The 23,815-nt window shown below is 61.0% G+C and carries 17 protein-coding genes and 1 tRNA gene; 12 read left to right on the plus strand and 6 right to left on the minus strand.

Annotated features, from left to right (window positions below):
- Positions 1-33: 33 nt before the first annotated feature.
- Positions 34-1,272: an Rv3212 family protein gene (locus tag ACP8IT_RS03375; protein WP_490290398.1), complete on the minus strand. Its 1,239-nt coding sequence runs from the start codon at positions 1,270-1,272 to the stop codon at positions 34-36.
- Positions 1,269-2,633, minus strand: a complete 1,365-nt coding sequence (locus tag ACP8IT_RS03380) for a DEAD/DEAH box helicase (protein ID WP_490290399.1) — start codon at positions 2,631-2,633, stop codon at positions 1,269-1,271. The genes ACP8IT_RS03375 and ACP8IT_RS03380 overlap by 4 nt, the downstream gene beginning before the upstream one ends.
- 74 nt (positions 2,634-2,707) lie before the next feature.
- Here ACP8IT_RS03380 and ACP8IT_RS03385 point away from each other — a divergent pair, with 74 nt between their 5' ends.
- From ACP8IT_RS03385 to ACP8IT_RS03420, 8 genes are all read left to right on the plus strand, one after another.
- The gene (locus ACP8IT_RS03385; protein WP_239269424.1) at positions 2,708-2,932 is read left to right on the plus strand and encodes a DUF3107 domain-containing protein; all 225 of its coding nucleotides are present in this window, start codon (positions 2,708-2,710) and stop codon (positions 2,930-2,932) included.
- A gap of 66 nt (positions 2,933-2,998) precedes the next feature.
- Positions 2,999-3,952: a DUF3152 domain-containing protein gene (locus tag ACP8IT_RS03390; RefSeq protein WP_490290400.1), complete on the plus strand. Its 954-nt coding sequence runs from the start codon at positions 2,999-3,001 to the stop codon at positions 3,950-3,952.
- A 10-nt stretch (positions 3,953-3,962) separates the two neighbouring features.
- Positions 3,963-4,751: a hypothetical protein gene (locus ACP8IT_RS03395; RefSeq protein WP_005277551.1), complete on the plus strand. Its 789-nt coding sequence runs from the start codon at positions 3,963-3,965 to the stop codon at positions 4,749-4,751.
- 32 nt (positions 4,752-4,783) lie between these two features.
- Complete coding sequence (locus ACP8IT_RS03400) at positions 4,784-7,891, plus strand: ATP-dependent helicase (RefSeq protein WP_490290587.1); 3,108 nt, start codon at positions 4,784-4,786, stop codon at positions 7,889-7,891.
- Positions 7,884-11,063, plus strand: a complete 3,180-nt coding sequence (locus ACP8IT_RS03405; protein ID WP_490290401.1) for an ATP-dependent helicase — start codon at positions 7,884-7,886, stop codon at positions 11,061-11,063. The genes ACP8IT_RS03400 and ACP8IT_RS03405 overlap by 8 nt, the downstream gene beginning before the upstream one ends.
- Before the next feature lie 100 nt (positions 11,064-11,163).
- Entirely contained in the window at positions 11,164-12,282 is a 1,119-nt protein-coding gene (locus ACP8IT_RS03410) for a potassium channel family protein (protein WP_005277555.1), read from the plus strand.
- On the plus strand, positions 12,283-13,014 hold the full coding sequence (locus tag ACP8IT_RS03415; RefSeq protein ID WP_490290402.1) for an NAD(+) diphosphatase: 732 nt from the start codon (positions 12,283-12,285) through the stop codon (positions 13,012-13,014).
- Positions 13,007-15,061: an ATP-dependent DNA helicase UvrD2 gene (locus ACP8IT_RS03420; RefSeq protein WP_490290403.1), complete on the plus strand. Its 2,055-nt coding sequence runs from the start codon at positions 13,007-13,009 to the stop codon at positions 15,059-15,061. Before ACP8IT_RS03415 ends, ACP8IT_RS03420 begins: the two co-directional genes overlap by 8 nt.
- Here the strand turns inward: ACP8IT_RS03420 and ACP8IT_RS03425 are convergent.
- Positions 15,039-15,905: a hypothetical protein gene (locus tag ACP8IT_RS03425; RefSeq protein ID WP_490290404.1), complete on the minus strand. Its 867-nt coding sequence runs from the start codon at positions 15,903-15,905 to the stop codon at positions 15,039-15,041. The two genes, ACP8IT_RS03420 and ACP8IT_RS03425, sit on opposite strands and share 23 nt — an antisense overlap.
- 120 nt (positions 15,906-16,025) lie before the next feature.
- On the opposite strand from ACP8IT_RS03425, the gene ACP8IT_RS03430 reads away from it, so the two are divergent.
- Positions 16,026-16,547, plus strand: a complete 522-nt coding sequence (locus ACP8IT_RS03430) for a M48 family metallopeptidase (protein ID WP_034657935.1) — start codon at positions 16,026-16,028, stop codon at positions 16,545-16,547.
- Positions 16,548-16,553: 6 nt separating this feature from the next.
- On the opposite strand, the gene ACP8IT_RS03435 is transcribed toward ACP8IT_RS03430, so the two are convergent.
- A complete protein-coding gene (locus ACP8IT_RS03435) occupies positions 16,554-18,011 on the minus strand; it encodes a zinc-dependent metalloprotease (protein WP_490290405.1) in 1,458 nt (485 codons plus the stop codon).
- Between the two features lie 93 nt (positions 18,012-18,104).
- Between ACP8IT_RS03435 and ACP8IT_RS03440 the strand changes: the two genes are divergently transcribed.
- A complete protein-coding gene (locus tag ACP8IT_RS03440) occupies positions 18,105-19,169 on the plus strand; it encodes a YlbL family protein (RefSeq protein ID WP_490290406.1) in 1,065 nt (354 codons plus the stop codon).
- Between the two features lie 22 nt (positions 19,170-19,191).
- Here the strand turns inward: ACP8IT_RS03440 and ACP8IT_RS03445 are convergent, their stop codons facing one another.
- Together ACP8IT_RS03445 and ACP8IT_RS03450 are read right to left on the minus strand one after the other, a co-directional pair.
- A complete protein-coding gene (locus ACP8IT_RS03445) occupies positions 19,192-19,860 on the minus strand; it encodes a beta-N-acetylglucosaminidase (RefSeq protein ID WP_490290407.1) in 669 nt (222 codons plus the stop codon).
- Positions 19,861-19,896: 36 nt separating this feature from the next.
- The gene (locus tag ACP8IT_RS03450) at positions 19,897-20,433 is read right to left on the minus strand and encodes a PPA1309 family protein (RefSeq protein WP_005277569.1); all 537 of its coding nucleotides are present in this window, start codon (positions 20,431-20,433) and stop codon (positions 19,897-19,899) included.
- A gap of 123 nt (positions 20,434-20,556) precedes the next feature.
- Between ACP8IT_RS03450 and ACP8IT_RS03455 the strand changes: the two genes are divergently transcribed.
- Both ACP8IT_RS03455 and ACP8IT_RS03460 read left to right on the plus strand, forming a co-directional pair.
- Positions 20,557-23,526 (plus strand): UPF0182 family protein, encoded by a 2,970-nt coding sequence (locus ACP8IT_RS03455; RefSeq protein ID WP_034666844.1) that lies wholly within the window; start codon positions 20,557-20,559, stop codon positions 23,524-23,526.
- A gap of 162 nt (positions 23,527-23,688) precedes the next feature.
- Positions 23,689-23,765: transfer RNA gene (locus ACP8IT_RS03460), tRNA-Met, on the plus strand.
- The last annotated feature ends 50 nt before the right edge of the window (positions 23,766-23,815 follow it).

The following is a 23,815-nucleotide window of genomic DNA, read 5'->3' on the forward strand; positions in this document are numbered from 1 at the left end:
GCCATTCGCACGGGAGCAGCGAGTGGCACTCGCTTAGTCGCTGCTGAGGCCGACGACGGTATCGCCGCGGGTTTCTACAATGGTCTCGCCCGCCAACGTGAGGTGGACGGGACCACGGTAATCTCCGCGGTCGACGGCTATCTCGCGCAGTACCTCCCCGGTAGACCAGTCCACGACAGCTATGCCCTGTTCGGTGGGCATCAGCATGCGCCCAGCTACTGAAATCGGGGTGCCGATGGCGCCGTCAATGACGTGATCGATCCGCAAATCACTGGGCGTTAAAAGGTAGAGGCGCTGCCCATCAAACCACGTCATATGGTGCGGGAGATCCGCAACGGCCGGGGCGAAAGGGCTTGTGCCGGAATCGATGGCGTCGGAAGGCTTTACTGGGGTAGAAGAAAGCTTGTCGCCCTCGTTGTTATAGGACTCAATGCGGGGTTCTGGGCCGGGGATATAGACCGCGGCGGCGTCTTGGCCCACCGCGATAAGCCGCACTCCATCGCGATCGACGGAGACATCCGCGTCCATTTCTGGTTCCCGGGAGTCCTCCGGGGTGGTGGTTTGAAACCTTAACCAGGTGGTGTGAGGTTCCTCCGGGCACGATTCCGTCAGCGCGAGATTCTCGGTACGCGTCAACGCCGAAGAAATGGTGCACTCCTCGTGCGGTTGCTTCTGTGCCTCCTGCTTGGCCTCCACGTCGCCGTATTCCACGGTGCGCACGAGATCTGAGCGCCATAGATCGATTCGCCCGGCAGAAACGGTCCCTACCCGGTCATTGGATTGCACGGGTACAACATCCGGGGAATTAATAGCGCTGCGGGTGGAGTCATATTCGCCCGTCGCCGCATCGATGGCAACCGTATCCCCGCAACCCACGCCCGTGCGATAGGTGGCAACCACCTTGCCCCAGGCAGTCGATAGCGAGCAGAGTTCGGCATCGCTGCGGGTATAGGTCCAGGCCGTGGAGCCATCGGCATTGGTGGCCGTGAGTACATCGCCATCGTGGCTAATGCTCAACCCGTGGGCGGAAATGGCGCGGTATTGGCCGGGTACGGGCTGGTTGGGCAGGCTGTAGGCAGTGGTGAGGGAGGAGGGGACATCGGCAAGCACAGCGGCATCACCTTCCCCAGGAACCGCCTCTTGGTGCAGGTCCGCCTGGTGGATATTGGCGGTGGCGACCGCGCCGCCCACCGCGATGGCGCAGATAGCGCCGATGATGCCGGTGGCCTTCCAATCCGCAGCGGTTGCCCGCAAGATGGGGGCCTTAGTCATCGGCGCCCTCCTCGGGGCGTGCCATTACCGCGCCGCGCCCCGGACCGGGACCGAGACCGGGACCGCGACTGGGACCGCGATTGGGTCTGTCCGGCGGACCTTTTATGCGCCGGAAGCTGGCCAATCACGCTGGTGGCAGGGCCCACCTTTTCCTGCACGCCAGCGGGGATGGACAGCGCCTGGGCAAGCTCCGGCGAGGTGGAAAACCACTGTGGCGGCGTGGCCGTATCTAGGCCTAGCTCATCGTTGATGACCTGCCATTTGGCCAGCTCATCGTAGCCAACGAGGGTGACGGCGGTGCCGGTGTGCCCAGCGCGGCCGGTGCGCCCGATGCGGTGAATAAACGTCATGGGATCATCGGGAACCTGGTAGTTGATGACGTGGGTGACATCATCGACGTCGATGCCGCGCGCGGCGATATCAGTGGCAACGAGGATGTTCACCTCGCCCGAGCGGAAGGCCTGCAGGGACTTCTCCCGGGACTTTTGGCCCAAGTCACCGTGCACTGCGCCGACGCGGAAGCCGCGCTCAGCAAGGTCATCGGCCAATTGTGCCGCCGAGCGCTTGGTGCGGGTAAAGATGATGCTGCGCCCCCGGCCTTGGGCTTGCAGGATATGCGCGATGACCGGCACCTTATCCATGCGGTGTGCCTGAAAGGTGACCTTGCGGGTGGTTTCGTGCGTGACCTCATCCGCCTCCGATTCGGCCCGGATGTGTACGGGCTTATTCATGAACTGGCGCGATAGGTTCAAGATGGCGCCCGGCATGGTGGCAGAAAACAGCATTGTTTGGTGCGCATTGCCATCGAGCGCTTCCAAAATGGCCTCTATGGAAGGCAAAAATCCCAGGTCCAGCATCTCGTCGGCCTCATCGAGCACCACGATGGCGACGTGGCGCAGGACCAGATCGCCGCGCTCATGCAGATCGAGCAGGCGGCCTGGCGTGCCGATGACCACGTCGACGCCGCGCTGGAGAAGCTTAATCTGCTCCTCGTAGGGGCGCCCGCCGTAGATGGAGGCGAGGCGGACCGGCAGGTGTGCGGCCGCGTCCTGCAGATCAGCGGTGACCTGCTGGGCTAGCTCGCGGGTGGGCACGACGATGAGAGCCCGTGGCGTCCCATCCAGTGGGGCAATATCCGCGTCATCAAAAACGCGATCGAGCAGTGGCACGCCAAAGCCAAAGGTCTTGCCCATGCCGGTGCGCGCCTGGCCAATGAGGTCTTGGCCATTGAGCGCAATGGGCAGGGTTAATTCCTGGATTGCAAAGGTTCGCGCGATGCCACGGTCAGCGAGCCCATCGCAAATTTCGGCGGCGACGCCGAGTTCCGCGAAGGTCGGTGGCTGGGTTTTTATGACAGACACACCTTGATAGTAGCCGGGATGGTTATAGTGGGGCCATTGGCATGTAAAACTCTCGTTAGAGGAGGATAATTTTTATGGATATCAAGTTTGGTTTTGCAGATACCCCGCGCGAGCTGATCATTAGCACCAGCGGCGAGCAGGCGGAGCTGACGCAAAAGATTAATAGCGCCTTGGCGGAAAACTCCACGTTGGAGCTAGAAGATGACAAGGGCCGCAAGTACCTCGTGCGCACGGACCGCGTGGTGTACGTCGAAGTTGGTGCCGCGAAGAAGCAATCCGTCGGTTTCGCCGGCGCCTAAGCTTGAGGCTTTCTAAAGGTTTGCTAATTCAGTGTGTGAATAAGCAACCGGGTATCCTCAATGCCTATGGAAAGTAGGCAGAATCGCAAGGCTCAACAGGGCCATAGGCGAATTCCGGATCACCCGAACCCGGTGGTCCGGTTCGCCCACCGCTACGGCTGGTGGCGTGTGGTGGCTATCCCCGTGATGGTGCTGCTTACCGTCTGGGTGATTGTGGATATCGCGTCTGGCTCTTCGGGCGATGACAATGGCGATGCATCCAGTGCGGAAACTACCGCCGCCGCCACTCCTACCCACGAAGATCTCACGGGCCCGGATCCCGCAAATGCGGAGGCGGTAGAGCGCGAGATTAGTGAGATGCCCCCTGGAAGTGACTTCACCAAAAAAGGAAAGGGCACGTTCCACGCAATCGGCCGCCCCGGCGCCGTAGCCGGTGAAGGCGGCGAGAAGAAGGTGCGCTATTCCATCGAGGTAGAAGATGGGCTCAACACCGCTCCCTACGGCGGCGATGATGCCTTTGCCGCAATGGTGGAGGCAACCCTTGCGGATCCACGCGGGTGGACCGCTCAAGGTGACTTCGAATTCGAGCACGTTGCCTCTTCAGACGATCCCGATACCCGCATCCAGCTGACCTCTCTGGGCACGGCTGCGGAACGGTGTGGCGAGAAGATCGAGACGGAAACCTCCTGCCACACAAAGTTCACTGGCGAATCCACCACCATCATTAATGAGGCGCGGTGGGTGCGCGGGGCCACGCCCTTTGAAGGCGATTTAGGCAATTACCGCCAGTACGTCATCAACCACGAATTGGGCCACGCCATTGGCTATGCCTCCCACCAGCAATGCGGCGGCGAGGGCAAATTGGCCCCGGTGATGATGCAGCAGACGCTGAGTTTGAACAACAAGGAATTGCATGACCGCAATCCCAAGGAGGTCTATCCTGATGAGGATGTGACCTGCGAGCCTAATCCGTGGCCATATCCCAATCCGGAGCACAAGGATCCCCACCAACCCCAATAAGGAGTACTGGATGCCGCTTCCCCCAGAGCATGTTTTAAGCGCCTTCCACGCGGAGACCGGAGCGACAGGGTCGCGCCGGGCCCAAGGCGATCAGCTGGGCCCGGTTTGGGATAACGGCATCAAGGTGGGCGACGTTGTATACTCCCAGGCCGGGCCCTTCGCGGCGTGGTCTGCCAAGGTGCGCGAAAGGCTCAGCGTGCCGGGCGCGCGGGTATCGCGGCCGGTTCTCGCGAGCGACGGGCGCCACACCGCCGCCGGGTGGAAGGCGACACAGTTCCTTCCCGGCGAGGTCACCGGGCGCATCGATGAAGCGGCGCAGACGGCCTTGCGCTTGGACGATGCCATGGCCAATGCGCCTGCGCCGCCGGGTGCGCACCGCGATGATGCCTTTGCCCGCGCGGAGCGCACCGCCTGGGCGGAGACGGGGGAGGCCTACGACAAGGCCGCGCTTGCCGATGTCCCCTTGGTCACCGCCCATACCGCCCTGCTGACCACCACGGTCTTTTATGGCGCGCACCCACCGGGAATCGTGGATCTCGTGCCGAGCCAATCCGCCCGCCCAGCCGGGTGGAGCGCCGCGCTCGTGATCGTGGACGGTTTGATCGCACAGGTGGTAGATGATGATATCTGCCAGCGGTTTGGCCACGTGCCGGGCATGCAGGAGCTTTTGCTGCGGGCGGTGTCTTATCGCCGGCATATCAATGATCTTAATCCGCGGTCGCGCTCGAATGTGCGTTCTAATATTGAGCGGGTAGAACAGTTTCTTGTGTCTAGGGCATCTGCGATACTGGGGCGGTGACTTACAATCCCCATTCCACCGCCCGCGCGGGAGTGGTCTTACCGCCGTCGCCCGAGGTACGACTCATCGCCCGCACCCCGTCCGCACACGCCCGTTCCTGGCCCGTTGAGCTGCCGGAAACCGGTGCCTGGAAGGTAACCGGCACCGCCGGAACCGGCGTATCCAGTTTCCTTATCGATACCGTCATTCATGCCCTCGACCGCGCCCAGGACACAGGGGCTGATCCCTCCGGCATCCTCGTTGTTGCGGCCTCCAAGGAATCCGGCGCCCGCCTGCGCCGCGAGCTTTCAGAGCGCCTTGAAGATTATGCGGCACAATCCTCTATGGTCCGCTCCATTCACTCCTTGGCCTTTGCCCTACTGCGCAGTGCAAGCGACGAGGAATTGCGCCTTATCACCGGCGCGGAACAAGATGCCGTTATCCGCGAATTGCTTGAAGGCCACGCTGAATCCGGTCACGGCGACTGGCCGGAGGAAGTTCGCCCCGCCCTTGAGTACGTAGGCTTTGCCCGCCAACTGCGCGATTTTCTTTTGCGCTCCATCGAACGAGGACTCAGCCCCGCAGATCTGGAGAGCCTCGGGGCCAAGTACGGCCGCGGTATGTGGAGTGCTGCCGGTACGTTCCTGCGCGAATACGAACGCGTCCAAGCCCTATCCGGGGCGCATTCCTATTCCGCGGCCGAGTTAGTCAACCAGGTCCTGCTGCGCCCAGAACTTACGAGTTCCCACCCGTGGCACACCATCGTGGTCGATGACGCCCAGCTATTGGATCCCACCGCGGGCAAGCTCATCTCCCGCCTAGCACCCGATGCACAATTGCTGGTCATCGGCGGTGATGCGGACCAATCCGTCTTTGCCTTCCGCGGTGCTAATTCGCAGTTCCTTGAAGAATTTCCCGCGGAACACTCCGTGGAGCTTTCGCAGCCGCACCGCAACGGATCCCCGGCCTGCGTTTCCATCGTGGATTCTGAGGGCCGCCTGCGCGATGTGGTGGCCGATACCGTGCGCCGCCGCCATTTGGACGATGGCGTGCAGTGGCGCGATATCGCCGTCATCGTCCGCTCAACGGCGGATATTGGCCAGATGCGCCGCACCTTGCTGGCGGCCGGGGTGCCCGTGCATATCAGCCCTACCGACGTCATTTTGGCGGAACAGCGCCTAGTATCTGCCATGCTCCTTGCCTTGCGCGCCTTGGAAGAAGACCTCAGCAATGCAGAGCTTGAGGAATTGCTGACCGGGCCCGTGGGAGGGGCGGATCCCGTCACCCTGCGCCGCCTGATTCGTGGCCTGCGCCGGTGGGCGCCCGATACGCGCGGCATGGACAGCCTGCGCGAACTCTTGCACGGCGAGCTACCGGACTTCAACGGACAGCTCACGGAGCGCGAGTTTTCCATCCTGGAGCGCGTGCGCGCGGTGCTTGCAGCGGGCCGGCAGGCCATACAAGCCCAAGCCTCTGTGGAAGAAATCCTGTGGGAGGTATGGAGTGCCTCCGAGCTGGATATGCGCCTGCAGGCATCCGCCTTGCGCGGCGGCGCCACCGGCTCGCAGGCGGATCGTGACCTCGATGCCATGATGGCGCTTTTTGATGCCGCCGGTGATTACTCCGAGCGCCGCCCTGGCTCCTCGCTGCAGTCCTTTTTAACCCACATCACCGAACAAGAACTGCCCACCGGCGTGCGCGACCGCCGCACCGCCATCCCACAGGCCGTGGAGATCATCACCGCCCACGGTGCCGTCGGCCGCGAATGGGATACCGTCATCGTCGCCGGAGCCCAAGAAGGCGCGTGGCCCTCGCTGGGGGAGACCGGGTCCATTTTTGGCCAAGAAGATCTCATCGATCTCCTGGACCGTGATATTGAGCCTGACACCCCTGTTAGCCACATCGCCTCCCGTCTGGCCGAAGAGCGCCGGCTCTTCCACGTCGCCACTACGCGCCACCGGAACCGGTTACTCATCGCTGCGGTGGAAAATCCTAACGAGGATGCCTTTGCAGAGCCTTCCCGCTTCATCGCGGAATTTACTGGGCGCGGGGTTGATGTGCCTGGGACCATGGCGCGCCGGGAAGCCAGCCGCGCCTTGCGTGCGACCCAATTTCCCCGCGAGCTGGGCTTGGACGTTCCCGAGCCAGCACCGGTGTCCCTGCGCGATGGGCTCGAGGTCGATCCCCTCGATATATCGGTGCTGTCTGTACCTTCCTTTGTGGCGCAATTGCGCCGCGTGGTCACGAACCCAGATTCCGGCGAGGCGGAGCGGAGCCAAGCAGCCCGGCAGTTGGCGCGCTTAGCGCAGGCGGGAATCCCAGGCGCCCACCCAGACCAGTGGTTCTCCGCGCGCTCTGTGGCATCGCATACGCAGCTGCGCGGTAGCAAGAGCCTATCGCCATCCCGGGTCGAAGCCCTGCTCAACTGCCCGCTCAAGGCGATTGTGGGAAACTTGGCCGAAGATCCCAGCGGCGCCGAGCACCTCCTGCGCGGCACCATGGCACACGCCTTCTTGGAGGCCATCGGCCGCGGCATGGATGCGGAAAAGGCCCGCCTGCTCGTCATGGAAGCCTATGAGCTCATCCTGGATGTTCCGCAGTGGCAGCTACAGAGCAAGTTGGAAGAATTCTCCCGCCTGCTGGAGCGCACGCAGCAATGGGCACAGCAATCCGAGGTTAAAAATGAACTCGCCGGGGTGGAAGTACCCGTCTACGTCGAGGTCGCCCCGGATATTCGGGTCGGCGGATTCATGGACCGCTTGATGCAGGATGGAGACGGAAATTACCTGGTCGTGGACCTCAAGACCGGTAAATCTGCAGCGACGCAGGCGGAGGCGGAAGAAAACCGCCAACTAATGACCTACCAATTGGCCTTGTCCCGGGGAAGCTTCGACGGGCAGCGCGTGCGCGATGGCGAAGGGATGCCGCGCGCAGGCGGAGTTCTTGTCTATCCCGGAAAAGATTCCAGCAAAATTACCACCCGCACTCAGAGTCAGCTCACCGCGGAGGCGCTGGAAGAGTTTTCCACATTACTGCCACCCCTGGCGGCGGAACTGCGCGGTCCGCAGCTGACCGCGCGCACCAATAAAGATTGCGATAAGTGCCCCATTCGTACCATCTGCCCGGTGCAGGAGGAAGGAAAGATGACCATCCATGTCTAAGCAGAATTTTTCCCCGGAGGAAATAGCCCAAGCACTGGGCAAGGATTACCCACCTACTGAGGAACAAGCCCACGTCATCGAGGGTCCTTTTGGCCCCAAGCTCGTGGTGGCTGGGGCCGGTGCCGGTAAGACGGAAACCATGGCCTCCCGCGTGGTCTATTTGGTAGCCAATGGCTACGTGCGCCCAGAGGAAGTGCTGGGGCTGACCTTTACGCGCAAGGCGGCGCAGCAACTAGAACAGCGCATTCGCCGCCAGCTCATTCAACTGCGCGATTCCGGGCTTAATGTCCCCGGTAGTCCCGCCGCGGAGGCGCTTAACAATATCGCACCTACCGTGGCCACCTATGACTCTTATGCCGGCGAACTCGTGCGCGAATACGGCCTTTTAGTCCCAGTAGAGCCCTCGGCGCGCATCATCACGGAGGCAGAGCGCTTCGCTATTGCCTACGACGTGGTGAAAAACTACGGCGGACAATTATCGGATGAAAAGACCTTGGGCTCCATTACGGAAGTCCTGCTCAAGATCACCTCCGATATGGACAATTCTTTAAAGGATCCGGATGATATCGCCGAATTCGCACGGGATTTCCGCGCCGATATAGACAACCTGGAAAAGGCCCCGAGGACGAAGGGCGAGTATTCCAAGGACCTGCAGAAGTACATCAATGTCCAGGATCTACGCGTGCAGTACGTGCCTTTGATCGAGGAACTCAAGCGCGCGCAGGCAGAGCAGCAGGTCATCACCTTTGGCGAGCAGATGTCTGTAGCAGCGCGCCTCGCGCAATCGCACCCGGCGGTGGGCAAGCAACAGGCGCAGCGCTACCGCGTGGTCATGCTGGATGAATATCAAGATACGTCTTATGCCCAGCGCGTACTCCTGCGCAGCCTCTTTGGTGGGGAACACAAGGACATTTCCGTGACTGCGGTGGGCGATCCCATGCAGGCCATTTATGGCTGGCGCGGGGCTACCTCAGAAAACCTCACCGCGTTTGTGGAGGATTTCCCGCAAGCCGATGGCACGCCTGCTCCCAAGGATCAGCTCACTACCTCGTGGCGCAACCCGTCGGGTGCCTTGGAGCTGGCCAACTCGGTAGCTGCCGGGGTCTTTGGGGGCGGCCCGCGGCCCGTCGATGAGCTGCACGCGGCCCCGCACAAGGGCGAAGGCGAGATTGAGTTGGGCTATTTCGCCAGCGAAGATGAGGAACACGAGTTTATTGCGCAGAAATTAAGGCAGCAGTGGGATGCGCGCGAGGGCGATGGCTTTCGCGCAGCGGTGCTGGTGCGTACCAACCGGCAAACCGCGGCCATTGCAGCAGCCTTGGATGCCGTCGGTGTCCCCAATGAAATCAATGGCTTGGGTGGATTGCTGTGGCAACCGGAAATACAGGACCTTGTAGCGCTGGCGACCATGTTGGTGCGGCCGGAAGACGTGCAAGCGGCCCTCCGCATTTTCGCCGGGCCCATTTGCGGGCTGGGTATGGGCGATATCCAAGCCCTTGCCGCGCGGCAAAAGAACTTGGCGGGGGCAAAACAAGAGCGCCTGCAATGGGAAGAGGGTATGGATCCAGAGGAGTATCTGCGCGCCCAATTGGCGCAGCTTACGGCTGAGGGCTCAGATCAAACGGTGGGGCTTGCCGATGCCCTGGCGGACCTCGGCGAGCGCGACCGCTACACCCCAGAGGGCTTGGCGCGCATGGAAGAGGTATCTGCCAAGCTGCGCTACCTGCGCACCTACTCGCTGTCCAAGCCTTTAAGCGATCTCTTCGCGGACATCGAGGCCATCTTCAATATCCGCACCGAGGTCCTTGCCCGCGGTAGCGCCGGGGGAGCCACCCACCTGGATAAATTCGCCGATATCGTCGCAGGATTCCACGGGGATTCTTTGTATGCGCTCCTAGATTATTTGGAGCTCGCCCGCGAACATGAAGATGGCCTCGGGCTTGGGGAGGTGCCCACCTCTACGGATCGGGTACAGATTATGACCGTGCATAAGGCCAAGGGCCTGGAGTGGGAGCACGTCTATGTCGTGCACGCTGATTCTTCGAGCTATAAGGCCCAGGCAGAGACCTTTTTGTCCAAGATCGAAAAGGTACCCGGTGACAATGACTACATCGAGGTCTCACCAGATGCGGTCACTCGCTCGGAATTCGAGAAGGCCTGCAAGGCATTCTTGGATGATGATCGCACGCATAATGCGGAGGAAGCAGCACGCCTGTTTTATGTGGCCTTGACCAGAACCGAGTCCACGCTGACCGTTACCGGATCCGGCACGAATAACCGGACGGGCAAGGCTAAGAAGGGCCCGTACGAGTACCTCGAAAGGCTAAAAGAAACCTTCCCCCAGTACGTAGGGGAGTGGACGGTGCCCGAAGAGCCGGTGGACACCTCGGCCAATGCGGCAGACAGCGGGCTCTTTCCAGCCCTTGAAGCAGATCCGGATTCCCTGGCTGGCGCGGATGCGGTGCTGGCCGCCATGGAAGACCTTCCTGAGTTAAGCCACGGCGAGACCTTCGAGCTGTGGGAACAGGATGCGGGCGCGCTCATTGAGGAATACAAGTCCTTGCAACAACCGGTTGTGGATGTGGAACTTCCCAGTGAACTTACCGCTTCTGACATGGTGGCCCTGGGCAGCGATCCGCTCCAGTTTGCGCGCCGGCAACGCCGCCCGGTGCCGTTTAAGCCCAACTCCTATGCCAAGCGAGGCACCGCCTTCCACGCGTGGCTGGAAGAGCGCTTTGGCAGCCCCGCGCTGCTAGGGGAAGAGGAATTGCCGGGCATCGATGAGCCTGAGGACTTCGACCTGGAAGAGCTCAAGGAATCCTTCCTGAATTCCGAGTGGGCGCAGCGCCAGCCGGACTTTGTGGAGGCGCCGTTTGAAATCACCATCGGCAGCGCGGTGGTGCGCGGGCGAATGGATGCCGTCTTCCGCTTGGCAGATGGCACCTGGATGGTGGTGGATTGGAAGACCGGGCGGCCGCCGAAGGGCGCGGCCATGGACGCGGCGAAGATTCAGTTGGCGGTCTATGCCGAAGCCTGGCGGCGCATCCACGGCGGCGATAAAATCCGTGCAGCTTTCCATTACGTCCACGATGGTTATACTTTTGAGCCAGATACTTTAGCCCAAGGTGAGGAGCTGCGTAGCCTGCTTGAATCGTCAGTAGCAGGCCACTAGGGCTAAGGTATGGGGACGGAACGCGGACGATGAATGGATAGTTGCGTCCCCGTATAACCGGCGGAATCAAAAAATCGATCCAGAAAAGAAGGCTGGGCCAGTGGCCAAAAAACATGCGAAGGTGCTCAAAGGGCGTATTAAACAGCGCTTTTTGCCGCAGGTCGAGTTGTCCTCGCAACCTGATCACGCGCTCCTTGATGTCATCACTGTGCCCAAGGATCAAAACGCCAGCCCGTGGCGCCAGTTGGCCAAACGCGCGCTGTGGGCATTTGGCATCCTCATCTTTGTCACCATCGTGGTGTACTTAGACGGTGAGGGCTATAGCGAGGACATGTCGCTTTTGGATTCCTCCTACTATGCCGCCGTCACGCTGACCACCGTGGGGTATGGCGATATCGTTCCGGTTACGGAGCAATCGCGGTTTATCAACCTCGTACTTATTACCCCAGCCCGCCTCGTCTTCCTTGTGCTGTTGGTTGGTGCGACGCTATCCGTGCTCACGGACAAGGCCCGCCGCACCTTTGAAATCCAGAACTGGAGAAAGCAATTGCGTAACCACACCGTCGTTATCGGCTATGGAACGAAGGGCGCTGGGGCAGTCGCCGCGCTCTTGGCAGATGACGTGCCCACCTCCCAGATTGTGGTCATCGATAATAACCGCGCCTCGCTGGCTCATGCGGAACACCATGGGCTGGTCACCATCTTTGGCTCGGGCACCAAGCAGGACGTGCTTAAGATCGCCGGGGTGGAGCACGCAAACTCCATTGTGGTCACCCCGTCCTCGGACGATACCGCGGTGCTGTGCTGCCTATCCGTGCGCGAGCTTGCCCCCAAGGCCAAGATTGTGGCCTCGGTGCGCGAGTCCGAAAACCGCCATCTCTTGCTCCAATCCGGTGCAGATTCCGTGGTGACGTCTGCAGAGACCGCCGGCCGTCTGCTGGGGCTTGCCACCGTGACCCCCACCGTGGTGGAAATGATGGAGGACCTGCTTTCTCCTAACGAGGGCTTTTCCGTATCAGAGCGCGCCGTGCGCGAGTTCGAGGTTGGTTCCAACCCGCGCCACCTGGCGGATATCGTGCTCGCGGTGCTGCGCAATAACGAACTTCACCGCGTTGATACCGCTGATGCCTCCGCACTGAAACCGGGCGACCGCCTGCTGTATATCAAGCATGACTTGGAACAACCCGTGGAAGTGCAAGATGAGGACGAGGAGGATTAATTGTATTTGCCCGTAACGCACACGGGTCTAGTGCCTGCCACCGCGAGTGGGGACGCCGCGTTGGTGGAGCAATTGCCGGAGGGCGTGGGAACGCCGGAGATGGTGGACATCGGCACGCTGCACGTTTTTGCCTGCCCGGAAGCAATTGCGCGGGGAATGGGGCAGTTGCAGCCTGCAACCTTTTTCGCCGATGATTCCCTCGTCATGCAGGCCATTGCCTTGATTCGCAACCGGCTGGAGCAGCGCTTCGATCCGCGCACGGGCCACCCGTTGGACTATCCCACGCCGGGTATCGTCGGCCGCGATCCGCAGGATTCGCGCCGCATGGTGTTTCCGCGCCTAGACCCGGCGGTTATCGGGCTCATTGAGCTGAAGGGCGAGGAGAAGATTTTGCTGGCGCGCAATCGCGGGCGCAATGGCTTCTTTTCCTTGATCGCCGGATACGTGGAACCGGGCGAGACCATTGAGGCCGCTTTCGCCCGCGAAACCATGGAGGAAACCGGGCGCCACATTGACAATCTTCGCTACTGGGGATCCCAGCCGTGGCCGCCGAGCGGCTCGCTTATGCTGGGCTTTCACGCAGAGACATCGGATGTCCAGCCCACCTGCCATACTGATGGGGAACTGGAAGAAATTCGTTGGGTGACCCGCGCCGAGCTGCCTGAGCTCCCGCTGGCCACCGCGGGTTCTATCGCACACACGATGATTATGGAGTGGTATCACGGTGAATAAGCCGGATTTATCCCTGCTGGATGAGGATCAACGCCGCGCGGCCACCGCCCCGCGCGGGCCGGTGTGCATTTTGGCGGGCGCGGGCACCGGTAAGACGCGCACCATTACCTATCGCATCGCCAATATGGTGGATCAAGGGTTCGTAAATCCCCAGCGCGTTTTGGCCGTGACCTTTACTGCGCGTGCGGCGGGAGAAATGCGGGATCGCCTGCGCATGATGGGCGTGGCTAGCGTGCAGGCCCAAACCTTTCACGCGGCCGCGCGGCGCCAGCTGAAGTATTTCTGGCCGCAAGTCGCAGGCGATCTGCCGTGGACTCTATTGGACAATAAATTCCCGCTGGTAGCCCGCGCGGTGCGCTCGGTGGGGCTGGATAATTCCAAAGACATGATCCGTGACGTGCTGGCGGAAATCGAATGGGCGAAATCCGCACTGGTCAGTGCGGAGGACTATGAGAGCGTCATCGCGGAAACGGATCGCACCGCCCCGGCCGATGCCGCCAAGGTGGCCGAGGCCTTCCGGCGCTACGAGAAGGCCAAGGCTACGCCGGATATGATGCATTTGGACTTCGATGATCTGCTCATGCACATCGCTGGCGCCATCGAGAACGTCCCGGCCATTGCGGAGACCTTCCGCGAGCAGTACCGCACCTTCGTCGTTGACGAGTACCAGGACGTCACGCCCCTGCAGCAGCGCGTGCTGAATGCTTGGCTGGGCGATCGCGATGATCTCACCGTGGTGGGCGATGCCAACCAGACCATCTATTCCTTCAATGGCGCATCGCCGGAGTACCTGTTGAATTTTTCGCGCAGCTATCCGGACGGGACCATCGTCAAACTGCAGCGCGACTATCGCTCTACGCCGCAGGTCACGGACCTGGCTAATCGGGTCATCGGCAAGGCTACGGGGCGCGCGGCGGGCACCCGCTTGGAGCTGCAGGGCATGCGCGAGCCTGGGCCGGAGCCGACGTTTAAGGCCTACGAGTCCGAGGAAAATGAGGCGCAGGAGGTGGCCGGACAGGTGCTCACCCTGCTCAACCAGGGCGTGCCGGCCTCAGAAATTGCCATCCTGTACCGCATCAACGCCCAGTCGGAGCAGTTTGAGCAGGCGCTTGCCGATGCCGGAGTGGTCTACCAAGTCCGCGGCGGTGAAGGTTTCTTCCGCCGCCCGGAGATTCTGGAGGCCATTCGCGTGCTCATTGCCGCCACGCGCCGCGATGATTTACCGGAGGACCCCGTGGCGATTGCGCGGGCCGCCTTCGTCGAGCTTGGGCTCAGCGCCACCGAACCGCAGGGCGCGCAGGCCCGCGAGCGCTGGCAATCGCTGAACGCGCTGGTGGGATTGATTGAGAAGATCGTGGAATCCACCCCGGGCATCGATCTCAACGGGGTGCTGGGTGAGCTGCGCCGCCGCTCCACTGATAAGCAAGCCCCCGCCATGGAGGGCGTTACTCTCGCTACGGTGCACGCGGCAAAGGGCTTGGAGTGGGACGCCGTCTTCCTCGTCGGACTGAGCGAAAAGCTCATGCCCATCAACCACGCCATTAAGGCGGGTAACGAGCAGATCGAGGAAGAGCGCCGCCTGTTTTATGTAGGCATTACCCGCGCCCGCGAGCACCTGGCCCTGTCGTGGGCATTGGCGAAGACCGCCGGTTCCAGGGCCTCCCGGGAGCGCACCCGCTTCCTCGACGGCATCGCGCCAGGCGTGGAATCGGCTGCGGGAAGTGGCCGCTCCCGCCGCCCGAAACGCTGCCGCGTGTGCAGCGGGGTACTAGAGACCCCGGCGGAAAAGGTCATTGGCCGGCATGAAGACTGCGAGGGCAATGGCGATGACGAAGTCTTTTCCGCCCTGCGTTCGTGGCGCGCGCAGGTTGCCCGGGAAGAAAAGGTTCCGGCCTATGTCATCTTTACGGATGCCACGCTGCAGGCCATCTCGGAAGAGCTACCGGTAGATGAGGCGGAGTTGCTGTCCATTTCCGGAATAGGGCCCAATAAGCTGGAGCGCTACGGCGAGCAAATCCTAGAGGTCATTCGCTCTGTGCGGTTGTAGCCAGGTTGACCTTGCCGCCGAAGCACACCGGGCACCGCGGATGGGCGATGGCCGTGCGCTGCTGGTGGCGGCCGTAGACGTCTACCTCCCATTGTTGGCCTGGGCGCGGAAATGAGGTTGGCGCGCCTGGCGGGAGGGGGCGTTTGCTTAGGCGGCGGATCACCACCTGTGCTTGGGCCGCTACCGCATCGATGACCAGCTTTTCTGGCTGCCTGCGCACGCTGGTGAGCTGGGAGGCAATGGTGCTCCACTGCGGATCCGCATCCACGCGGAATAAGTGAATGCACAGCGGGCAGGGGCCTTGCCCTTCCACACGCAGGGGCCCGATGATGCCGCGGTTATCTTGTAAGGAAATGGGCAGCCAGGTTGTCGGGGTGCCGGCAAGCGCATTGGCGCAATCGATGGGGCAGTGGAGCTGGTCGATGCCAAGGACCGTAAAAAGCCCATCGAGGTCGTGGATATAGGAAAAGATATTGTCCTCATCAAGGGGGATGCGTACCGTATATCCATCTGCTGCCAAGCGGGCGCGCAGGTCCAGAGCAAGCGGGGATTCGCCTAGCATGATGATGGTTTCAGGCTGCTCGGGATGTGGTGGCTGGGGCCAGAGGATGCCATAGTCCAGAGCATCCTCGATGAGGCTGCTGGCGGCGGCGCTATCCAAGCCGGCCGCTTCCAACCGCGCCGCCAATTCCCCGGAATCGACCGGCTGATGGGCCGTGGCAAAAGCGCGGGCCACACCTTGCGCATTGCCCGTATCCGCCACCGCCACCCGGGTGGCGTCCATCCCAAATTGCACCACGGAATCCTCGCGGCAAAATACGCCACACCCTGGCGCCAATGTCACACGTTGAGCCGTGCCTTGTGAGCCAGTCACTGGTTTTCCCCTCGATTCCCCTTTTATCACCCCGAATACGGCATATGTGCCGCATGTGCGTCCATTGCACCACAGGTACAATGGCCTGTCATGTCGAGCACGCAACCACCAGGACGTACCCACCCTGAGGTCAAGGTTATCCGCTCTGCGCGGCGGCGAAAGTCGGTGCAGGCGCGCATGGTGGCAGGGGTATTGGAAGTGCGCATTCCTGCCTGGATGTCCGCCCGCGAGGAAAACGAGGCGGTACAGGACATGCTCGCGCGCCTAGAGAAGAAAACCGGTGGTGCGGCGAAAACCGATGCGGCGCTCCTCCAGCGCGCCGAACAGCTCAACGCACAGTACCTGGAAGGACGCGCATGGATTGGGTCCATCCGGTGGGTGAGCAATCAAAATGCGCGGTGGGGTAGTTGTACTACCTCCACCGCGGATATCCGGCTGAGCAACCGCTTACAGCAGGTTCCGGATTATGTGTTGGATTCGGTCATCATCCATGAGTTGACCCATACCTTCATCCCGCGTCATGGGCGCGAATTCTGGCAGTGGGCCGATAGGGCACCCCACGCCGAGCGGGCCAAGGGCTACCTTGAGGCCTACCAGCGCTGGGGCGGTTAGCGCGAGCTACTTATCCTCGCCGCCGTTGTCCTTTTCGGAGCTGTTGTCGCCGTCGTCCGCGTCGTCGCTGCTCTGCGCGTCCTTGTCTTCTGCAGAATCCTTGTCCTCTTCGGACTTGCTTTCGGAGTCCTCGCCGGAGCCCTCGCCGTTTTTGAGCATCTCTTCGAGCTTGGCAAATTCTTCCTCGAAGCCCTCATCCGGCTCATCATCCAAGAGGGAATCGATGAAGGCGGCCGGGTTATCGAGGTGCTCTGCGGTGGGCAGGAAGTCTGGGTGGTCCCAGGCCTTATCGCGCTTTTCGGCACCTACGGCCACGGTGGCGCGGCGCCACAGCTCGGCGGCCTCGGTGACCTTTGGGGCGTTGAGCTCGATGCCCACGACCTTGCTAAAGGCCTGCTCGGCAGATCCGCCGGTGCTGCGGCGGTGTGCCCAGGCCTCAGTGAGCTTGGAGGTGGAGGGGATGCGCTCGCCCAAGGCCTCGCTCACGACGTGCTCGGCCCAGCCCTCGACCAAGGCCAGCAGGGTTTCCAGCCTTGAGGCAGCCGCGGTGTTCTTCGAGGTAATGCGCGGCGATAGATCCATGCCCTGCAGTTTGCTCATGGCTTCCTGGATGGCCTGCGGGTCGCCGGATTCCAGGTTCAGCTCGCGGGCGAGCTCTTCAATGTGGGAGGTATCAATGACCAAGCCGATGGCGTATTCCTCCACGGAGGAGACGATGCGCTCTACCAGCCACGGCACGTGCTTAAACAGGCGCTGGCGGGCGGCCTCGCGCGCGGCGATATAAACCAGTACCTCTTGGCCCGGAACGTTGAGCTCGCGCGCGACCTTCTGAATGGTATGCGGCAAAAGCGCCACCGTATTGGCCGGGGCGATGGGCAGGCCAAAATCGGAGCCGGTCAGTGCCTGGCTGGCCAGATCGCCCAGGGCGTGGCCTAGCTGCATGCCGAAATTCATGCTGGACATCTGGCCCATCATCTTGGTCATCGGGCCCATCATTTCGCGAGCCTCTTCCGGCATGGATTCCAGCTGGGCATCATTCATGTGCTGGGCCACGGGGGTGACCATGCGTTCCCAGGCGGGCATGGTTTCTTCCAGCCACTGCTTGGAATCCCATGCCTGCGTGGTACCGGAAGCGGTGGGGAGAATAGAGGCATCGTCAAGCCAGAGCTCCGCCAGGCGCACCGATTCTTCTACTGCCTTGGAATCTTCCGCGCTGATGTCTTTTGACTTGGGGATCTGCTGCAGGGCGATGCGCTTGGCCATATCGTAATTGACCGGCCCGGAGTTCTGGGGCGAGTTCATGGACGAGCCCATGCCGGATAGCATCTGACCGAACTGGTTCAGCATGTCTCCGAGGCCGCCACCATTACCGCCGCCGAATGCGCCGAACGGGTTCTGGTCACGACGGCCGTCATTATCGTCGTCATCGTTATTTGGGAAAGAAAAACCGAATCCGTTGCTCATGCGCTCCAATCTACCGGCACCGTGCGGAAAGTTTCCATGATCACAGCAACGCTGACAGCGAACAGTACGCCAAAGGTTGTAGGCTATTGCTTCGTGAATTCTCCTGCTAGCCGTCGCGTCCGCACCATCGCCTGGGGTGCTATCCCCGTTGTGCTTACCGGTGCGTTGGTATCGCTTGACCATATCCCGGGCACCGATGTCTCGCTGACCGTTCCCTATGCCGCCGAAGGCCCCGGTCCTACGGTGGATACGCTGGGCGAGGTTGATGGCACCCAAGTTGTTGATGTGCAGGCGCCAAAGACCTATGAGCCCAGTGGGCACCTCAATATGACCACCGTATCCGTGCGCACCAATATGACCTTGGCGCAGGCGTTGGGGCGCTGGGCGCTTACCGATGACACCCTGGTGCCCATCGATACCGTCATTCCGCAAAACATGACCGATGAAGAGGTCCAAGAATCCAATAAGCAGGCCTTTACCCAATCGGAGTCCGCGGCCACCATCGCGGCGATGGACTATTTGCACCTGCCGGTCAAAATCACCGTGGCCGAGGTCATCGAGGACGGCGCCGCTTCGGAGCACCTCAAAAAGGACGATGTCATCACCGCAGTCGATGACACCGAGGTCACCGAGCCAAGCGAGGTCCAAGACATCATCAAGGACAAAAGCCCCGGCGATAAGGTGAAAGTCAGCGTGACGCGCGGGGATAAAGAGCTCAGCGAAGAAATCGAATTGGGCGAAAACCCGCACGATAAGGGCAAGGCGTTGCTCGGAATCGCCATGCTATCCCAGCCCAAGGACGATATCTCGGTGAACTACAACCTGCAGGATATCGGCGGGCCGTCAGCGGGAATGATGTTTACCCTGGCGGTCATCGACAAGCTCAGCGATGAAGACTTAACCGGCGGTACCTTCGTGGCCGGCACCGGTACCATTCAGGCCGATAGCAAGGTTGGGCCAATTGGTGGCATCGAGCATAAAATCGCCGCCGCGCACGAGGCAGGCGCTGAGCTCTTCTTGGCGCCTAAGGACAACTGTTCAGCGGCGGCCGGCAGCGACCACGGCGATATGACCATTGCGCAGGTAGAAAACCTCGACGATGCCGTGGCGGCCATGAAGGACTTTGCGGCGGGCAAAGACGTCAAGGAATGCACCTAATAAAAACTCATAAGGCCGGGGCCTAGTCCTTTACTAGGCCCAATTCCTTAATTTTTTCTTCCGGGTCCACCTGGTCAGAAGAGATCATCTGCTGCATGACCAGGCCTTCCTTATTATCCACCACGGTGATAACGGCCGTGGCGCCCAACGTGGACCAGCCGACGACGCGATCGCCATCGTCTTCGATGGCATGGGAGCTGCGCAGCTCTGTAAGTACCTGGGTGGTCTGGGAGGCCTTGGAGTGGGACTTAAAGAATTGGAATTGCCCCACCTTAGGACCGGAGCAATTGTAGGAAGAATCCCCGCCGGTGGAATCGCAGCGCTCAAACTGGGCGAATAGGTCCTTGGGCGCCAGCGACTTATAAACGTCATAGACCTTGGCCACCGACTTATCCAGCTCACTGCTAGCGCTCGGCTCGCGGGTGGTGCTTTCTTCGGAAGCCTCGTCCTCGTCCTTGTCTGCCGATTCTGACTCCGTGGAAGACGTGGAGGATTCGGTGCTTGATGCCGCGGACTCCTTGTCGTTCTCAGAGGTCGTGGTGGTGGTGGCCGCAGAGGTGGTCTCTACGGGGGCATCGTCAGGCGCATCAGCATCGGAAGAACAACCTGCCGCAGCCACGCTGAGCCCTAGTAGCGCCGCCGCGGTAGCGGTGCGGGCAGAAGAACGGCGGGTGAAGGAAAGGCGTCGCACTGTATAGAACTCCTTGGTTGCGGGCTTAATTGCCACTTAGTCTAGTTCATCCGGATCCTGGTTGAGGCCATAGCGCAGCGCGGCGATTACGCCAGGGGCCACCTGCGGGCCGCCGCGGAGCTGAATATCGTCCTCAGCAAAGGGGCCGGCCGCCTCAAGCTCTTCTTCAGTGGGCCGCAGCTGCAGCAAGGTGGTCTCAATTCCTTCCTCGCGCAGGGCACCCGAATACAGGCGCGCGGGGCGAGGGGAGGGGTCCTCGCTAGAAGTATCCCGGAACTTGATCTCCTGGGCCAAGATGGCGCCCGCGACCTCGCGCGGCCAGGCCAAGCGGGAGACGTAATCAGCCAATTCCTCGGAACCCGGCTCGATGTTTTCCGGGACATTGTCTTGCACGATAAGGGTCAGCGGGGACGCGGTTTCCTCATCCATGGCCGCTAGCTGGTCCGCCACCAGATGGGTGGGAACAAGGGCGAAGATGGTGGGGCGGGCGTCCCAACCTTCAGCATGGACGAACTCCACGGCCTCCGTCATAGCGCGGTTTAAAGCTGGCTGTGATAATTCGGGGGAACTCATAGGCATCCTTATTCGTTATCTGGGTATTGATTCCTTAAACTGGAAAAAGTCTACATGTTTAATATTCGCACTATTTGATTGGAGCTGGCGTTGTCCCTAGGGTCATCCACACCAGCCGCCCCATTGAAGCGGCCACCTAAGGTCGCGGCAATTATTGCGGCCATCATTGCCGTCCTCTTATTCTTCGGACCCATGCTCGTGGGTATGTACACGGATTGGAGGTGGTTTGGCTCCATTGATTACCGCAGTGTTTTCACCACCGCGATTATTGCGCGCATAGTCCTCTTTATCATCTTCGGGCTCGTTGCTGCCGCAGTGGTGTGGGCAGCCGGGTTCTTTGCCTGGCGCGGCCGCCCCGATTCCCTGGATATGGGGGATTTGAATTCGCCGGTCTATCAGTACCGCCAGTCCATTGAGAAGTCCATGGGCGTGCTGTTCAAGGTCATCCCGGCCATCGTGGGCATCATCGCCGGTTTCATCGGCCAGTCCCACTGGCGCGATGTGATGCTATTCCTCAATGGTCAGGACTTCGGCGTACAAGACCCCCAATTCCACCACGACTTGGGCTTTTATGCCTTTAGCCTGCCCGTGCTGCAGATGGTGGTCAGCACCCTGTCCATCCTGCTTGTACTCGCCTTCCTCATTGCCCTATTCGGCCACTACATCTTGGGCGGAATCCGCATTGGCAATAAGGCCGCGGGCGTGCGCGGCTCTATCTCCCGCTCGGCGCGCTTGCAGCTTGCCATTACGGCCGGGCTGTGGATGGTGGCCCAGGTCGCCGGATACTGGCTGGAGCGCTACGGGCTGCTGTATTCCGAGCACGACCTGTTTACCGGTGGTTCCTACACGGATATCCACGCCTACCTGCCCGCCAAGATCATTTTGATGATCATCGGCGTCTTCGTCGCTATTGCGCTCTTTATGGCCATCGTCATCAAGGACCTGCGCATCCCTGGCCTCGCCGTCGTGCTCATGCTCGCGTCCTCGCTCATCATCGGCCAGGCATGGCCGCTGCTCATGGAGCGCTTCTCGGTACAGCCAAACCGCCAGGCGAAGGAAAACGAGTCCATTGCCCGCAATATCGAGGCCACGCGGTATGCCTATGGGCTTACCGATGACCACGTGACCTACAAGGAAAACTGGGGCGGCGACAACGTATCGGATGACAAGGTTGCCTCCGATAACGCCACCATCAATAACCTGCGCTTGCTGGATCCAGAGATTTTGTCGCCGACGTTTACCCAGATGCAGCAGCTGAAGAACTTCTATGGGTTCCCAGAAACGCTGTCCATGGACCGCTATGAAATCGATGGCAAGATGCGCGACTTCGTCGTTGCAGCCCGCGAGCTGGACCCGAATGAGCTGCGCGAAAACCAGTCCGACTGGATCAACCGCCACACCGTATATACCCACGGCAATGGCTTCGTAGCCGCGCAGGCCAATACCGTCGATGAGGTTGCCCGCGATGCCGGTTCTGCTCGCGGTGGTTACCCCATCTTCACCGTCTCTGACCTACAGACCCAGGCCGGCGAGTCCGAGGGTGAGGGCGAGACCCAAGATGCCGAGAAGTCCTTGGGCATCAAGGTAGACCAGCCCCGCATTTACTACGGCCCGGTCATCGCTAGTGCCGCAGATAATTTGGACTACGCCATTACCGGTACCACCGGCGAGAACCCAGTGGAGTACGACACCGATAGCACCAACTACACCTATGACGGTGAGGGCGGCGTTGAGATTGGCAATCTCTTTGACCGCACCATGTATGCCGCCAAGTACCGCGAGCTGAACTTCCTGCTTTCGGACCGCGTGGGCAGCGAATCCAAGCTGCTTTATGACCGCGACCCCCGCGAGCGCGTGGAGAAGGTTGCCCCATGGCTGACCACCGATTCCGCTACCTACCCGGCCGTTATTGATGGTCATCTGAAGTGGATCGTCGATGGTTACACCACCCTGGACTCCCTGCCGTACTCGCAGCGCGCTTCGCTTTCCGATGCCACCCAGGACGCCCTCAACCCCGATGGCACAACCCAGCGCTTGGTCAATGACCGGGTGGGCTATATCCGCAACTCCGTGAAGGCGACCGTGGATGCCTATGACGGCAGCGTGGACCTCTACGAGTTCGACAAGGAAGACCCCGTTCTCAAGGCCTGGGAAGGTGTCTTCCCGGATGTGGTGAAGCCGGAATCCGAGATCTCCGATGAGCTGCGCGAGCACTTCCGCTACCCAGAGGACATGTTCAAGGTGCAGCGTGACCTCTTGGCCCGCTACCACGTTGATGACCCGAACGTCTTCTTCAATAACGACGCCTTCTGGTCCGTACCGAATGACCCGACCGCAGAGGAATCCCGTGACCTGAACCAGCCGCCGTACTACGTGATGGCTGCCGATCCGGAAACCGGCGACCCGAGCTTCCAGCTGACCACCTCGTACCGTGGTCTGAACCGTGAGTTCCTGTCCGCACACATGGCGGTATCTTCCGATCCGGATACCTACGGCGATATCACCGTGCGCGTGCTGCCAACCAATACGCAGACCCAGGGTCCGAAGCAGGCACAGGACGCCATGATGTCTTCTGACCAGGTTGCCCGCGACCGCACCCTGTGGGAAGGCACCAACGATCTGCACAACGGTAACCTGCTGGCCTTGCCGGTCGGCGGCGGCGAGATCCTCTACCTCGAGCCGATTTACTCGCAGCGCAAGGATCAGGCATCCGCCTTCCCGAAGCTGCTGCGTGTGCTCGTGTCCTACAAGGGCCGCGTGGGCTACGCACCGACTATCGGTGATGCCCTTGAGCAGGTGGGAATCGACGCCAAGTCCGCCCAGGACATCGAAGAGATCGAGGGCGACTCCGGCGACGACGATGCCGATAAGGACAGCTCTTCTGCGGACAAGAAGGACGAGAAGAAGGAATCTACTGAGGAATCCGCTCCGGCTTCGGCCCCTCGTTCCTCCGATGAAGCAGGCGCTATCGAGGACATCAACAAGGCCCTGAAGGGCCTGGAGGATGCCCGCAATGGCTCCTTTGAAGAGTACGGCCGCGCCTTGGATGAGTTGGACAAGGCAGTTGAGTCCTACCAGAAGTCCGAGGGCTAAAGCCTCTCACTTCGCGTAGTAGAAACTCAGGAAATAAGGCACCTACCCAGGGGATTTGGGTAGGTGCCTTCCTGTCTGTATAGTTACAGAAGTCGCCGGGACAGAGCGAATACATTAAGTATTAACGCACTGTTCAAGCGCAGATGATGGAAGTCATCTCGACGCGGGGTGGAGCAGCTCGGTAGCTCGCTGGGCTCATAACCCAGAGGTCGTAGGTTCGAATCCTGCCCCCGCTACCAACTTCCAGGCCCTGGCCAGAAAAGATTCTGGCCGGGGCCTTTACTTATGC

The sequence above is a fragment of the Corynebacterium sp. LaCa_23 genome, from assembly GCF_058182375.1.